The organism is Paenibacillus sp. BSR1-1 (genome assembly GCF_030403775.1).
Classification (GTDB): domain Bacteria; phylum Bacillota; class Bacilli; order Bacillales; family Cytobacillaceae; genus Neobacillus.
In genome coordinates this window covers 54,076-67,292 of the sequence record NZ_JAQMWQ010000031.1, presented here as the reverse complement: position 1 = coordinate 67,292, position 13,217 = coordinate 54,076, and the positions used below count along the sequence as shown (strand labels likewise).

Genomic DNA, 13,217 nt, shown 5'->3' with positions numbered 1-13,217 from the left:
CGAGAACAGCTTCTCTTCTTAGAGTTGGTCAAAAGTAGATCAAAACCTGATGTAGAGTGGGGGCCTTGAAAGTTTCGTTCATATCAGGAGGCTGCCCGGCACGCCCGCGGAAAGCGAAGCGCCTGGAGCGCAAATCAACAGACCAGTTTAAATGCCTATAAAGGGAATAAATGAAAAAAGGCTATCGAAAGTTTTTCGATAGCCTGAGCAGTCCCAAATGGAACTGCATTTAGCGTGCAACTGGATAGAATTTTTTCCACTCATTAAGGAAGGGTGAAGTGGATGAATTGGGATGTTCGAGGACCATAGGGGTTGGTCCTGATTGTTTTACTTCACCATTAACGATAATAGCAAGTCGATTTGTTAAGTAATTGACTTCCATAAGGTCATGGCTGACAAACACGGCTGTCGTTTTTGTTTCACTAATAATCTGCTTGAAATCTTCCATCAGCTTAATTTTGGTAGGGAAGTCCAAGGCTGAAAACGGTTCATCGAGAAAAAGAATTTCCGGCTCGACAATCATTGCTCGTGCTAGATTAACCCGCTGCGCCTCTCCTCCTGATAAATGAAGCACATTTTTTTTCGCTAAATGACTAATCCCAAAGAGATTCAGCCAATGTTCAACTTTCTCTTTGATTTCGACTTTAGAAATTTTTCGTAGTTTTAAGCCAATTGCGATATTTTGATAGACAGTTCCATCTAGAAGTAACGATTGTTGAAGGGCGATCGAGAACTTCCTTCGTAAATCAAGCGGTGCATTTCCCTTTGCAATGACTTGCCCGCGGTAGAGGATTTCACCGCTGTTGCTTCGTTCAAGAAAAGATAGCAATTTTAATAGAGTGCTTTTGCCCGCTCCATTGGGTCCCATAATGCCGAGAAATTCGCCTGGCTGAATCTGGAAATGAGGAATATCCAGAATCGTTTTATGCTGGGCTGTAAAGGTGATATTTTTCAGCTCAATTAACGGGTTCACGAAAATCGCTTCCTTTGCTGTAAAAAAGTTAACGCTGCTGTAATCAATAGGGCAGCCGTCAGGAGAATAAAGGAAAGGGCTAAGGCGATATCAAAGTTTCCTTTTGAAACCTCCATCACGATGGAAGTGGTGAGAATCCGAGTGTCCCCTTGGATATTTCCGCCCACCATCATCGCGGCGCCTACTTCGGCAATGACACGGCCAAAGCCTGCCATAATGGCCGCCATTATCGCAATCTTTGATTGTTTTAAAAGAATCATTAAGGACTGCAACCTTGTTGCTCCTAGCGCTTTAATTTGCAAAAGCATCTTTTCATCGATTTGCTGAAAGGCGGAGCAGGTCAGGCTCGTTACAATAGGAAGAGAAACCAGAATCTGTGCCATGACAATCGCCGTTGGCGTATAAAGTAAAGAGAAATCACCAAGAGGGCCTGAGCGCCACAGAAACATCGTAATCCAAAGGCCTGCTACAACAGGAGGCAAGCCCATACCAATATTAATAAATAATAATAGTAGTCTACGGCCTTTGAAGCTAGTTAAACCAAGGAATAATCCAAGAGGCAATCCAATGAGCGTACTAATCAAAATGGAAATAAGACAAACTCTTAGAGTCAGCCAGGTAATCGCAAATACCTCTGGATCCCCGGAAAAAATCATCTCTATCGCTTTCTTCAGTCCATCGATTAGCAGTTCCATGGTTGCCTCCTAAACATCCTTCACTATTCCGTATATTTAATAAATAGGGATTGTCCGTATTCTTTCTTGCCAAAGTTCTCGATGACATCTTGAGTTTTCGGATCAATCATAAATTCAACAAATTTCTTCGCGTCTTTGCTATTAATCTTATCATGTTTTTCAGGATTTACCTGCATAACGTGATAGATATTCATTAAATCTTTGCCGCCTTCAACAACGATTTGCATGTCGCTTAAGTTTTTAGATTGAGCAAGCCAGGTTGCGCGGTCAGTTAGGACATAGCCTTTTTTCTCAGCTGCAACTTGTAAGGTTTGTCCCATTCCTTGTCCAGTCGAAACATACCATTCGCCTGCCGGCTTAATGTTTAATAGAGTCCAGATGCCTTTTTCTTTTTTATCAGTACCTGAATCGTCTCCGCGAGAAATGAAGATAGATTTAGTTTCAGCTAATTTTTTGAAGGCTGCTTGAATGTCATCTCCGCTGACACCAGCAGGATTTTCCTTTGGTCCAACTAGAACAAAGTCATTGTACATAACGCGTTTGTAGTTAATGGCATCTCCGGCATCAACAACCGCTTTTTCAGCAGCAGGAGCATGCACAAGAAGAACATCGGCTTCCCCTTTTGTGCCCATTTCAAGTGCCTGACCAGTTCCTACAGCAATCGTTTTCACTTTAACGTTGTTTTCTTTTTCAAACATAGGAATGAGGACGTCTAGTAAGCCGCTGTCTTGTGTACTTGTTGTTGTTGCTAGAATCATTTCGGTTGGTGCTGCCTTAGGTTCAGCCTTTTTCGTTTTTGCATCTGCTTCTTTCGTCTGCGAATTTCCACAAGCTGATAAAATCAAAAGCATGAAAGCAAAAAGTGCCGCAAAATAACGTTTTTTTAACATGTAAGTTCCTCCGTTTGATAGATAATTTTTCCTAAATCTTCAATTGAATAGCCTGCCAAATCCGTCAAGCTATTTTTAAAGCTGCTAGACTTCAAATAATGGATTAGGTCCGTCAGGCTTTGTTTATTTTCTTCAGTAAAACGAAACACGAGATCAAAATTTTCCTTGGCAACAGAAATGAAATCAAGTCCTAGGTGGCTGGCGGCAGACTGGATCCCAAAGGCTACATCTGCCATCCCTCTAGTAATGTAGGATGCTGCAGATAAATGGGTCCATTCTTCGGTTGCATAGCCTTTTATTCCAGAGGGATTAATCCCGCAGCTAGATAGCTTCGAATCCAGCAAAAAGCGAGTGCCCGACCCTTTTTGGCGATTCACAAACTGAACTTCTTTTCGAGTCAGGTCATAAAAATCATGAATCCCTTTTGGATTGCCCTTCGCAACAATAAACCCTTGTTCTCTTGCTGCCAGTCGCAAAACTAAAATAGATTCATAGACAAATAGCTGATGGATAAATGGCAGATTATATTCTTGTGATGCCGGATCTAATAGATGAATGGCGGCAATATCACATTGTCCTCGGTACAGCATCATTAAGCCTTCCAAACTGCCTATGTAGGATGGCTGAATTTGCATATTTAAATCATGGGCGGCCTGCTTGGCAAAATGCTCGACTAAAAAGTCATGGCTGCCGGAAAGCCTTATGAAACTGGCTTGATTCGATTCAGTGCTGGATTCTTTCCTTGAAGGCGCTTTCGTATTTTCTTTGAACCGCTCAAGCTCAGCATGCTCTATTCGCATTTTGTTTCCTATTTTAAAGGCTTGAAGCTCGCCTCTTTTGATTAACTCATAAACTGTATGTTTTGAGATTTGAAAGATTTGCGCTACCTCATCAGGAGTATAAGCCTTTAATTCCATTTTTCACCCTCCTTTTTCCATTATTTTATAAAAAGAATAGCATAATAAAAGTGATTTTTGTTAAGTATTGTTGAGTTTCGTTAAGTTTTGTTTAGAATTGTCTAATATTGTTCAAAAAGTAGAATGAGATTCATATAAAATTCATAAACTTCACTTATTGTTCAATTGTGAGCGGTGAAGTTGGTGTAGTATAGTAGTAGAAATTAAAATTGTGACTGGAGGATGGAAGCGAATGGCAAAGCTTTTATATATTACGGCAAATCCGAAAAATGATATAAAACTTTCAAAGGGTATGCAAATTGGAGAAGTATTTTTAGAGGAATTTAAACAAGTGCAGCCAGATGTGGAGATCGAACGCTGGCATTTATATGAAATGGATATTCCTGTCATCGATATGGATTTATTATATGCCCGGGCGAAATTATCCTTTATGGGCTATACAAAAGATCAGCTATCGGAAGCTGAGCGGACGAAAATTGAAAAAATGCACGCGCTGGCTGACCGATTTATTGCTGCTGATTATTATGTGTTTGTGACACCGATATGGAACTTTGGAGCACCGGCAATTGTCAAAGCGTTTATGGATTGTTTATTTATTGCTGGAAAAACTTTTACCTACACAGAACACGGGGCAAAAGGACTTCTCACTGGAAGAAAGGCCATCCATATTCAAACCCGCGGCGGCATTTATTCTACTGGACCGATGGTGGAATTTGAAATGGGGGATCGTTACGTAAAGAAGGTATTCGAATTCCTAGGCTTCGAGAGCTTGGATACGGTCATTGCAGAAGGGATGGATCATTTTCCTAAAAAAGTTCCTGAAATTATGGCAAAAGCTAAAGAACAAGCAGCGGCAGCCGCCAGAGAAATGGCTGCACTGCCCGTCAAACAATAAAAAATGCGACTCGGGGAGTCGCATTTTTTATTAGAATTTACCCGTAAATTGGAAAAATAGCACAATTAATCCCAATGCCCAAACATAGATAGCAAATGGCTTTAAGGAATGCTTCTTCAAGTAGCCAATCATCCATCTAACCGCAACATAGCCGAAGAGGGCAGAAGAGATGATCCCGACGAGCAGGGCAGATAATGAGATTTCTTCTCCTGCACCGCCGAGCAGATCCTTCGTTTGCAAGACAATGGCTCCTGCGATGGCTGGTGTTGATAATAAGAAGGAGAAATAGGCGGCCGTTTCACGGTCCAATTTTCGCCACAAGGCTGCAACAATTGTCATTCCCGAGCGCGATATCGCGGGCATAATCGCAACCGCCTGAAATGTTCCAATAATCAAGGCATCCTTATAGCTGATGTCGTCCATTTTTTTATGGCCATTTTTCACTGAATCAGCGAGCCATAGGAAAATACCGGTAATTAAAAATTCCCAGCCAATCGTCACACCTGTTTTTGAGATTTCATCAATAAAATCCTTAAAAGCAAGTCCAAAGATAACGGCAGGAATCGTTCCGACAATTAACAAAAACGTTAATTTGCTGAACGGTTTTTTGATGATTTTAATAAATTCATCCTTATAAAAAACAAAGACAGCAAGCAAGGTGCCGACATGAAGCATCGTATCGAGCAATAGACCTGCTTCCTGCAAGCCAAATAAATTTCTTCCTAAATAGAGATGTCCGGTACTGCTGATTGGCAAAAATTCTGTTAACCCCTGGATAATCCCAAGTATCAGCGCTTCTAATTTCGTTAACATACATTCCCTCACATTCTAAAAAAACTTGTACTATTAAAAGATATGTTCAATTAGTTATTGAAATTCTCTTCTATTTTAGGATTTATTTGCCAATAAGGTCAATTAAAAACTCAAACAAAATATGTGCAATTTGTTTGTCTTATCCCATAAAATAGGAATAAAGCCCTTTCCGAGAGGAGATACACGTATTGGAAAATAAACATCTGCATTTTAATACTTCAATCGGTGTCAAAAAGCCTGAAAGTATCCGTAACAAAGCGCAGGCCTGCCCTTTTTGTGACAGGGACCAGCTGACCGGCCTGATTGCAGTGGACGGTCCAATCATTCTATTGAAAAATAAATATCCCGTTTTAGAAAATGCCTATCAAACGGTGTTAATTGAAACAGACGATTGCCATGCTGAATTATCAACCTATTCCAAAGAGCATTTACATAGATTGATAAGGTTTGGCATTAAGCATTGGTTAGAGATGGAGGAAACCGGAGAATATCGATCGGTTATTTTTTTCAAAAATTATGGCCCTTTATCTGGCGGCACAATCGCCCATCCACATATGCAAATCATTGGACTCCATGATCTGGATTATAAAGAAAAAGCAAGTCATGAAATGTTTCAGGGTATTGTGATTGATGAAGGGGAGGGTTCTAGGCTGACCCTGTCCACAAAACCCCGCGTCGGTTTCTATGAATTTAATATAGAAATGCCGGATTCGAGTTACCAGGAAAGGTTCTCCGAGTATCTTCAAATCGCGGTTCATTATATTCTCTGCCACTTTCCCTTTAAGGCAAACAGCTACAATGTGTTTTTTCATCATCTGGATGGCAAAATTTATGCTAAAGTGGTACCGCGTTTTGTGACAACTCCGTTATATATCGGGTATGGTCTGCCTCAGGTGCCGAATAATTTAGAGTGGATGGCTGAAGAGTTGAAACGAATTTATTTTTGTAAATAAATCCATTCAATGGTTAGAAGTTGTGATTTAGGCGTTAAAAAAATATAATGGAGGAATGTACAAGTTTTATTAAGGTGGAGACTTAGCATGACTTCCAATAAAAACACAACTTCAAAACTTGATTATAATCTTGTTTTTATTCTTTTATTATTGTTTTTGGCAAGCTGTATTTCGATATATAGTGCCCAAAAGAGTGGACAATACAAAGAGAATTTCTTAATTAAGCAAATGGTATGGTACGCTGTCGGCGGCGGGATTATCGCATCGGTAATGACGCTGGATTCTGACCAGCTGCGAAAGCTGACTTGGTATGCCTATGGATTTGGACTATTTCTTCTGGGCTTTTTAATTGTCGCACCTCCAAGCATTGCTCCGGTGATTAATGGAGCAAAGAGCTGGTTTATCGTTCCGGCCATGGGTTCATTGCAGCCCTCTGAGTTTGTTAAAATATTTATTATCTTGACACTTTCACGTGTTATCGATGATCACCATCAAAAAAATCAAGGGAACAAGACGATTCAAACTGATTTTTGGCTGTTAATTAAGCTTGGCATTGTGACAATGGTGCCATTGATGTTAGTAATGCAACAGCCAGACTTAGGAACTTCGCTTGTGTTTATTGCGATATTAGTAGGAATGATTTTTATCTCAGGCATCACCTGGAAGCTGCTTGTACCGATTTTTTCATTTGGGACAGTACTAGCTTCAACCATTTTGTATTTTGTTGTCTGGAAACCAGACATTTTAGAAAAATATCTTGGCGTAAAGCAGTACCAATTTGGCCGGATATATTCCTGGCTCGACCCTTACAATTTTCAAAGCTCTGCCGGTTATCAGCTGACCAAATCCCTGCTCGCAATTGGCTCTGGCCAAACAGGCGGGAAAGGCTACGGTAATCGTGAAGTTTACCTGCCGGAAAGTCATACGGACTTTATCTTCAGCGTGGTTGGCGAGGAATTTGGCTTTATCGGCTCGAGTGTGTTAATTAGTTTGTTTTTCCTTTTGATTTACCATATTACGAAGGTTGGCATGGAAACAAAGAATAATTTTTATACGTATATTTGTGTCGGGGTCATCAGCATGATTACCTTCCACGTTTTCCAAAATATCGGCATGACGATTGGCGTTCTGCCCATCACCGGTATTCCGCTTCCGTTCATCAGCTACGGGGGCAGTGCCTTAATGGGGAACATGCTCGGGCTCGGCCTAATTTTCTCGATACGTTACCATTATAAAAAATACATGTTTTCGACATCGGCATAACGTTGATGGATTGGGCGACCTCGGTCGCTCTTTTTTTGTTGCCGGAAAAGGGGTTTGGCAGAATAAATTGGGCTTTTCGCGGAAAAGAAGCAAAGGTTAGCGGAATAAATGCCAAGTTCGGCGGAATACCGTTCCAGTCATGCGGAAACAAGCATTTGAGCACGGATCCCGAGATGGCTGCGCGTAATAAAATGGGGTTTTCGCGGAAAAGAGGCAAAGGTTAGCGGAATTAAAGCGGAAGTTCGCGAAATTAATCCGGATGATCGCGGAATAAATGCCAAGTTCGGCGGAATACCGTTCCAGTCATGCGGAAACAAACATTTGAGCACGGATCCAATGATGGCAGCGCGGAATAAAATGGGGTTTTCGCGGAAAAGAAGCAAAGGTTCGCGGAATAAATCCGGAAGTTCGCGAAATTAATGCGGAAGTTCGCGAAATAAATGCCAGGTTCGGCGGAATTCAAAGCTCTACTTAGCTGAAAATCATAACAAAAAAGAGCAAGGCCATGGCAAGCCCCGCTCTTTTCATATGGGAAGGTTTTTTACTAACAAATTTTACTCTTACTTGTTCAATATCTTTTCAAGATCGTCCAGCATAAGATTTGCTGCAAGGACGCCGCCAGCGGTGTTCCAGATTGCATCACTTACTTCGTGGACATTCCCGTTTTTAACAGCGTTTAAATTTTTCCAAAGCGGATCGTTCGTCCATTCTTTTGCGGTATCCAAGGCTTTTTGATCACCGTTTGGCGCATAGGTGAAGTAGAATAGCTGATCCGCATCCATTTTAGGAGTCACTTCTTTGCCAACCTCAACCGCAAGCTTACCAAGCTTATTATCTGGAGTAAAGAGGGCTTCCTGCTGGGCTGCACGCTTAAACCCTAATTGATCAAAAATCACCCCGGAAAATGAATCAGTGTAATAAATACGGGATTTTCCAGCCATAAAGCGGACAACAGAAATTTGTTGATTTACTTTATCGCCAAGTTTTTCTTTTACCTCGGCAACGTGCTTATCATAATCACTTAGAACTTGATTTCCTTTTTCCTCAAGGTTTAATGCCTTAGCGTAGAGCTTAAAGTTTTCCTTCCAATCGCCTCTAAGCGTTTCGGAAAAGACAGTTGGTGCAATTGCACTAAGCTGGTCATATACCTTTTCAAGACGAAGCTTATTGCCGATGATTAAATCAGGCTTTAAAGTAGCAATTTTTTCAATATTAACTTCACTCTCAGTCCCAACAACCTCTACGCCATCCATATCCTTTTTAATATGGTCGTACCACGGATCTCCGAGCCAGGATTGCACCGCACCAACTGGTTTTACACCTAGTGCCAGCAAGGCTTCCGTTCCTTCATTTGTTAAGATAACCACTCTTTTTGGAGTGCCTTTAATCGTTGTCGAACCCATTGCATGCTCAACCGTATATGGTTTTTCCTCTGCTTTTTTCGGTTCTGCCTTTTCCCCGGCCGTTTTTTCGGTCGAGCTGCCGCAAGCGGCTAATAAGAAAATAGCCAGGACAGAAAAAAGAGTAAGTATCGTTTTTTTCATCTTAATATGTAGCCTCCTTAGCCAAATGTGAATGATAATCATTTTCAACTACATTATTATCATAAAATGACCTCCAACCATCTGTCAACAATTTTATTGAAAATCGTTCTCATTTAAATTGACAATCATTATCAATTAGGGATAAACTAAAATTAATAACCTAATAGAAAGGTTTATCCGAAATGCTGTTAAAAAGTACTTTTTCAAAATGGATTGGATTATTGTTCGTCATCTTCCTGATGCTTGGATTCATCTGTGCCAGCATCGTATATGGCTATACCGATACAAGCTGGCGTACCGCGGTTGACTCCTTTACCCATTACAATGGGTCCAACGAACATATTATTATTCGGACTGTCAGACTTCCACGTGCATTAATCGCATCCGCAGTCGGAGCAAGCCTTGCGATTGCAGGCGTCCTCATGCAAACATTAACGAAAAATCCCTTGGCGTCACCTGGAATTTTTGGCATTAATGCCGGAGCCGGTTTTGCAGTAGTTGTCGGCATGACCTTATTTTCCGTTAACAGTCTGACAGCTTTCAGCGGTCTGGCTTTTTTGGGAGCAGCCATTGCAGCGATTAGTGTATATGCGATAGGCTCCTTTGGCCGGGAAGGTTTAACACCGATGAAGCTGACATTGGCAGGGGCTGCGATATCAGCTATGTTCTCTTCCTTTACACAAGGAATTCTAGTTTTGGATGAAGCCATGCTTGATCAGGTGCTGTTTTGGCTGGCTGGCTCAGTCTCAGGCAGAAAATTGGAAACACTGGCTTCCGTGCTGCCATACATTGGAATTGGCTGGCTTGGCTCCCTCTTTATTGCCGGAAAAATGAATATCCTCGCTATGGGGGAAGATGTTGCGAAGGGACTCGGATTAAATACCGGCTTTGTAAAAATTGCAATCGGTATCTTGGTTATTTTATTAGCGGGCGGATCCGTTGCTGTGGCAGGACCAATTGGCTTTGTCGGGATTGTGGTTCCCCATATTACCAGATCGATTATCGGCATTGACCATCGCTGGGTGATCCCATTTGCCGGGATGTTAGGCTCAATTTTATTGCTGGCAGCGGATATTGCTGCACGATATATTTTAATACCGTCCGAAGTTCCTGTCGGAGTCATGACGGCCATTATTGGAACTCCATTCTTCATTTACATCGCAAGAAGGGGGTTCAATGCAAAATGAGTAAATATAAAAACTTACGCTTATTTAAAAATCGAATCTCATTTTTACTGGATCGAAAAGCAATTATCATTTTTCTTGTTCTTTTCATCATTACAGCTGCTGTCTTTATTTTCAGCACCGGTGCTGGGGAAATGAAAATTAACCCGCTTACCGTTGTAAAGGTTTTATTCGGTGCAGGTCCAGAAATGGAAACACTCGTTATACAATCCTTCCGCCTGCCAAGGATTATTATTGCGCTAATGGTAGGCATCTCATTAGCGGTAGCCGGAGGCATTTTACAAGGGATGATCCGCAATCCGCTCGCTTCCCCGGATGTGCTCGGGATTACTGGCGGGGCAGCATTTGCCGTTGTAAGTTTCCTCGCACTTTTTAGCGATAAAAATCATTCCCTTACCGTCAGTATTGCCTGGCTGCCCTTAGCCGCCTTTATTGGAGCTGGCGCTGTTGCCTTTTTGGTTTATTTGCTAGCTTGGAAAAATGGGGTTTCCCCTATCAGACTAGTATTGATTGGAATTGGTATCTCCACGTTAACACAAGCGTTAACGACCTTAACGATGGTAATGGGGCCGATTTATCAGGCAAGCCAGGCAAACATTTGGATTACTGGAACGGTTTACGGCTCTAATTGGAAAAACGTTGCTACACTTGTACCTTGGACGGTAGTCTTCCTTACCATAGCCTTTGCAGCCGCAAGGACGATCAATCTCCAAGAACTGGGGGACGAGGTCGCAACCGGTTTGGGCGGCAAGGTCCAAAAACAGCGATTTTTACTCCTGATGATCAGCACTGCCTTAATTGGAAGTTCGGTGGCTTTTGCTGGCGGCATCGGTTTTGTCGGTCTGATGGCGCCCCATATGGCAAGAAGATTAGTTGGTTCCTCCTTTGGGGCTCTGCTTCCAACCTCGGCACTGCTAGGAGGAATTCTGGTTATGTTTGCTGATTTAATCGGGCGGACCATGTTTTCACCATTAGAGGTACCGGCTGGCGTTTTCACCGCCGGAATAGGTGCACCTTATTTTATCTACTTACTATTTAAAACAAGAAATGCCTAAAGTTAGACAAGTAAAGGAGCTGTCAGAGATGATGAATGCGATTGAAACGAAAGAATTATCACTTTCATATGGGGAGACGCTGATTATTAATGAGCTGAATCTGCAAATTCCAAAGGGTGAAATAACCGTTTTTATCGGAGCAAACGGCTGCGGGAAATCAACGCTGCTTCGTTCAATCGCCCGGTTGCTGAAGCCAAAGTCAGGATCAGTATTGTTGGAAGGGAAGGCGATTGCCAAGCTTTCCACAAAAGACATTGCGAAAAAAATGGCCATTTTGCCGCAGTCACCTACAGCCCCTGAAGGCTTAACGGTCCTTCAGCTCGTCAAGCAGGGACGTTATCCGCATCAAACCTGGTTAAAGCAATGGTCCGAAGAGGATGAGAAAAAAGTGAACGATTCCCTGAATGCAACTAGGTTAGAGCATCTAAAAGAAAGACCGGTTGACTCTCTTTCCGGCGGGCAAAGGCAACGTGCCTGGATTGCCATGACTTTGGCACAGGATACCGACATTATTTTATTGGATGAGCCAACGACCTACTTAGATATGACCCATCAAATCGAAATTCTTGATTTGCTGTTTGAATTAAACGAAATGAAGAACCGGACCGTCGTTATGGTCCTGCACGATCTCAACCTCGCTTGCCGATATGCCCATAACATTGTGGCAATAAAAGATCAAAAAGTTTACGCTCAAGGAAAACCAGAGCATGTCATCAATTGCAGCCTTGTAAAAAATGTTTTTGATATGGATTGTGAGGTAACGACAGATCCCTTATTCGGGACACCTCTTTGCATACCTTATGGGAAGGGAAGATGTATTCTAGAGAAGGCGGTAGCAATCAATGGCTAAACTTCTGACAGACACCCGTCTCCAAAAATATAGACTGGCAGCTAATTTGAAAAATTCATTTCATGTCGCTGATTTATTGAATGATAAGTTTTTAAAGCTATTTATTGCTAACTTAGCCGATTCTATCGGTGCACCGAATGAAAAGGCAGCAGCCTCCATTTTTATTAAAAGGTATGCATTTGTGGCAGTCATCTCCCTGTATGCGATGTCAGTCTGGAATAAAAAAATCGATGTCTCTCTGAGTAATATTGAAATGGAGTCGCCTGAAAAGGGAAAGGATTGGCTTCCTTCTTTTTTATTAAAGGATGAAAAGGAACTGAAATGGAATGGGAATGCCCGCGCGGATTGGCGAAAAGACATAATAAACGAGCTATTTGCCAAAAATATTTTCCCGATTATCGATAAATTAGAAAAAACTTTTGGGATTTCTAAGTTAATCTTGTGGGAAAATATTGCTGTTTACATATTCTGGCTTTACGAATCAGAGCTAAAGGATAGTGAAAATAGTAATATGCAAAGCGATTTCCATTATTTACTTATTGAAGCAGAGGGCGCTCTGTTTGGACGCTATAAAGGAAATCCCCTGCAAAAATACTACACCGAAAAGATCGAAGATGTTAGAATGAGGAAAACCTGTTGTTTCTCTTATCAATTATCCGCTGGTAAACGCTGCAAAACATGCCCTTGTACGAATATCACTAAAGATGGAAGGTGTCAGGATGGAGAAAGTATTTGTTCAACAATTCGAAGCCTTGCTTGAGAAATATAGTGAATTATTAGTAGGGGAAGCGGCTGAATAAACGAAAGAAAAGGTGAAGGCTTGGGCGCTATACACTCATATCGCCAAATCGATGCCAGCTTTAGCTAAGCATTGGAATGAATTGTATCCAGAAGCGAAGGAAGAAATGAAGAAAATTATTAATGAGATTAAACAAATGAATGAAAAGCACCGGAATTCTGCAAAGAAATAAAACAGGCTGAGTGGCTCAGCCTGTTTTTTTTAACGCTTATATTGGTTATTCTGGCTGTTGGTTTTGTTGAAGCCTGGATCCTCATTGCCTGGTCCGCTATTGCCTTTTACACTGGCCGCACTGACACCTGCTTTGGAAGGATTTTTCTTCATTTTTGCCATGGAAATCACCTCAAAAATAGATTTCCCTGCAAAAAAAAATTTATCAAAAGTCA

General features: G+C 41.6%; 14 protein-coding genes and 1 pseudogene. 8 read left to right on the top strand and 7 right to left on the bottom strand.

Annotated features, from left to right (window positions below; translation table 11 throughout):
- Positions 1–229: 229 nt before the first annotated feature.
- From PH210_RS27175 to PH210_RS27160, 4 genes are read right to left on the bottom strand one after another with little or no spacing between them, the layout of a single operon-like run.
- Complete coding sequence (locus PH210_RS27175) at positions 230–973, bottom strand: ABC transporter ATP-binding protein (protein WP_289989468.1); 744 nt, start codon at positions 971–973, stop codon at positions 230–232.
- Entirely contained in the window at positions 970–1,668 is a 699-nt protein-coding gene (locus PH210_RS27170) for an ABC transporter permease (protein WP_289989467.1), read from the bottom strand. The genes PH210_RS27175 and PH210_RS27170 overlap by 4 nt, the downstream gene beginning before the upstream one ends.
- A 23-nt stretch (positions 1,669–1,691) precedes the next feature.
- Positions 1,692–2,558 carry an ABC transporter substrate-binding protein gene (locus PH210_RS27165; protein WP_289989466.1) on the bottom strand — a complete coding sequence of 289 codons (867 nt, stop codon included), beginning with the start codon at positions 2,556–2,558 and terminating at the stop codon, positions 1,692–1,694.
- The gene (locus PH210_RS27160) at positions 2,552–3,475 is read right to left on the bottom strand and encodes a helix-turn-helix transcriptional regulator (protein ID WP_289989465.1); all 924 of its coding nucleotides are present in this window, start codon (positions 3,473–3,475) and stop codon (positions 2,552–2,554) included. Before PH210_RS27160 ends, PH210_RS27165 begins: the two co-directional genes overlap by 7 nt.
- A 232-nt stretch (positions 3,476–3,707) precedes the next feature.
- Here PH210_RS27160 and PH210_RS27155 point away from each other — a divergent pair, with 232 nt between their 5' ends.
- Positions 3,708–4,370: an FMN-dependent NADH-azoreductase gene (locus PH210_RS27155; RefSeq protein ID WP_289989464.1), complete on the top strand. Its 663-nt coding sequence runs from the start codon at positions 3,708–3,710 to the stop codon at positions 4,368–4,370.
- Between the two features lie 30 nt (positions 4,371–4,400).
- Here PH210_RS27155 and PH210_RS27150 read toward each other — a convergent pair whose 3' ends face one another.
- Positions 4,401–5,183 carry an undecaprenyl-diphosphate phosphatase gene (locus tag PH210_RS27150; RefSeq protein ID WP_223591984.1) on the bottom strand — a complete coding sequence of 261 codons (783 nt, stop codon included), beginning with the start codon at positions 5,181–5,183 and terminating at the stop codon, positions 4,401–4,403.
- A gap of 188 nt (positions 5,184–5,371) precedes the next feature.
- Between PH210_RS27150 and PH210_RS27145 the strand changes: the two genes are divergently transcribed.
- Both PH210_RS27145 and rodA read left to right on the top strand, forming a co-directional pair.
- On the top strand, positions 5,372–6,136 hold the full coding sequence (locus PH210_RS27145) for a DUF4931 domain-containing protein (RefSeq protein ID WP_289989463.1): 765 nt from the start codon (positions 5,372–5,374) through the stop codon (positions 6,134–6,136).
- A gap of 87 nt (positions 6,137–6,223) precedes the next feature.
- Positions 6,224–7,399, top strand: a complete 1,176-nt coding sequence (gene rodA, locus PH210_RS27140) for a rod shape-determining protein RodA (RefSeq protein WP_289989462.1) — start codon at positions 6,224–6,226, stop codon at positions 7,397–7,399.
- Positions 7,400–7,959: 560 nt separating this feature from the next.
- Here the strand turns inward: rodA and PH210_RS27135 are convergent.
- A complete protein-coding gene (locus PH210_RS27135) occupies positions 7,960–8,943 on the bottom strand; it encodes an ABC transporter substrate-binding protein (protein ID WP_289989461.1) in 984 nt (327 codons plus the stop codon).
- Between the two features lie 182 nt (positions 8,944–9,125).
- On the opposite strand from PH210_RS27135, the gene PH210_RS27130 reads away from it, so the two are divergent.
- The 5 genes and pseudogenes from PH210_RS27130 (at position 9,126) to PH210_RS27110 (ending at position 13,003) form a co-directional block, all read left to right on the top strand.
- Positions 9,126–10,130: a FecCD family ABC transporter permease gene (locus PH210_RS27130; protein WP_289989460.1), complete on the top strand. Its 1,005-nt coding sequence runs from the start codon at positions 9,126–9,128 to the stop codon at positions 10,128–10,130.
- Positions 10,127–11,182, top strand: coding sequence for a FecCD family ABC transporter permease (locus tag PH210_RS27125; RefSeq protein WP_289989459.1), 1,056 nt, complete (start codon positions 10,127–10,129; stop codon positions 11,180–11,182). Before PH210_RS27130 ends, PH210_RS27125 begins: the two co-directional genes overlap by 4 nt.
- 31 nt (positions 11,183–11,213) lie before the next feature.
- Positions 11,214–12,032 (top strand): ABC transporter ATP-binding protein, encoded by an 819-nt coding sequence (locus tag PH210_RS27120; protein WP_289989469.1) that lies wholly within the window; start codon positions 11,214–11,216, stop codon positions 12,030–12,032.
- Positions 12,025–12,792, top strand: a complete 768-nt coding sequence (gene fhuF / locus PH210_RS27115) for a siderophore-iron reductase FhuF (protein ID WP_289989458.1) — start codon at positions 12,025–12,027, stop codon at positions 12,790–12,792. Before PH210_RS27120 ends, fhuF begins: the two co-directional genes overlap by 8 nt.
- Positions 12,752–13,003 (top strand): annotated as a pseudogene (locus PH210_RS27110) (DUF2573 family protein). The gene fhuF and the pseudogene PH210_RS27110 overlap by 41 nt, the downstream one beginning before the upstream one ends.
- A 29-nt stretch (positions 13,004–13,032) precedes the next feature.
- On the opposite strand, the gene PH210_RS27105 reads toward PH210_RS27110, so the two are convergent.
- Positions 13,033–13,164 carry a YuzL family protein gene (locus PH210_RS27105; protein WP_223591976.1) on the bottom strand — a complete coding sequence of 44 codons (132 nt, stop codon included), beginning with the start codon at positions 13,162–13,164 and terminating at the stop codon, positions 13,033–13,035.
- Positions 13,165–13,217: the final 53 nt, after the last annotated feature.

Coding starts and splice junctions, on each gene's coding strand:
- rodA (WP_289989462.1), top strand. CDS start 6,224: ATGACTTCCAATAAAAACACAACTTCAAAACTTGATTATAATCTTGTT.
- PH210_RS27130 (WP_289989460.1), top strand. CDS start 9,126: ATGCTGTTAAAAAGTACTTTTTCAAAATGGATTGGATTATTGTTCGTC.
- PH210_RS27120 (WP_289989469.1), top strand. CDS start 11,214: ATGAATGCGATTGAAACGAAAGAATTATCACTTTCATATGGGGAGACG.
- PH210_RS27170 (WP_289989467.1), bottom strand. CDS start 1,668: ATGGAACTGCTAATCGATGGACTGAAGAAAGCGATAGAGATGATTTTT.
- PH210_RS27150 (WP_223591984.1), bottom strand. CDS start 5,183: ATGTTAACGAAATTAGAAGCGCTGATACTTGGGATTATCCAGGGGTTA.
- PH210_RS27160 (WP_289989465.1), bottom strand. CDS start 3,475: ATGGAATTAAAGGCTTATACTCCTGATGAGGTAGCGCAAATCTTTCAA.
- fhuF (WP_289989458.1), top strand. CDS start 12,025: ATGGCTAAACTTCTGACAGACACCCGTCTCCAAAAATATAGACTGGCA.
- PH210_RS27165 (WP_289989466.1), bottom strand. CDS start 2,558: ATGTTAAAAAAACGTTATTTTGCGGCACTTTTTGCTTTCATGCTTTTG.
- PH210_RS27135 (WP_289989461.1), bottom strand. CDS start 8,943: ATGAAAAAAACGATACTTACTCTTTTTTCTGTCCTGGCTATTTTCTTA.
- PH210_RS27125 (WP_289989459.1), top strand. CDS start 10,127: ATGAGTAAATATAAAAACTTACGCTTATTTAAAAATCGAATCTCATTT.
- PH210_RS27105 (WP_223591976.1), bottom strand. CDS start 13,164: ATGGCAAAAATGAAGAAAAATCCTTCCAAAGCAGGTGTCAGTGCGGCC.
- PH210_RS27155 (WP_289989464.1), top strand. CDS start 3,708: ATGGCAAAGCTTTTATATATTACGGCAAATCCGAAAAATGATATAAAA.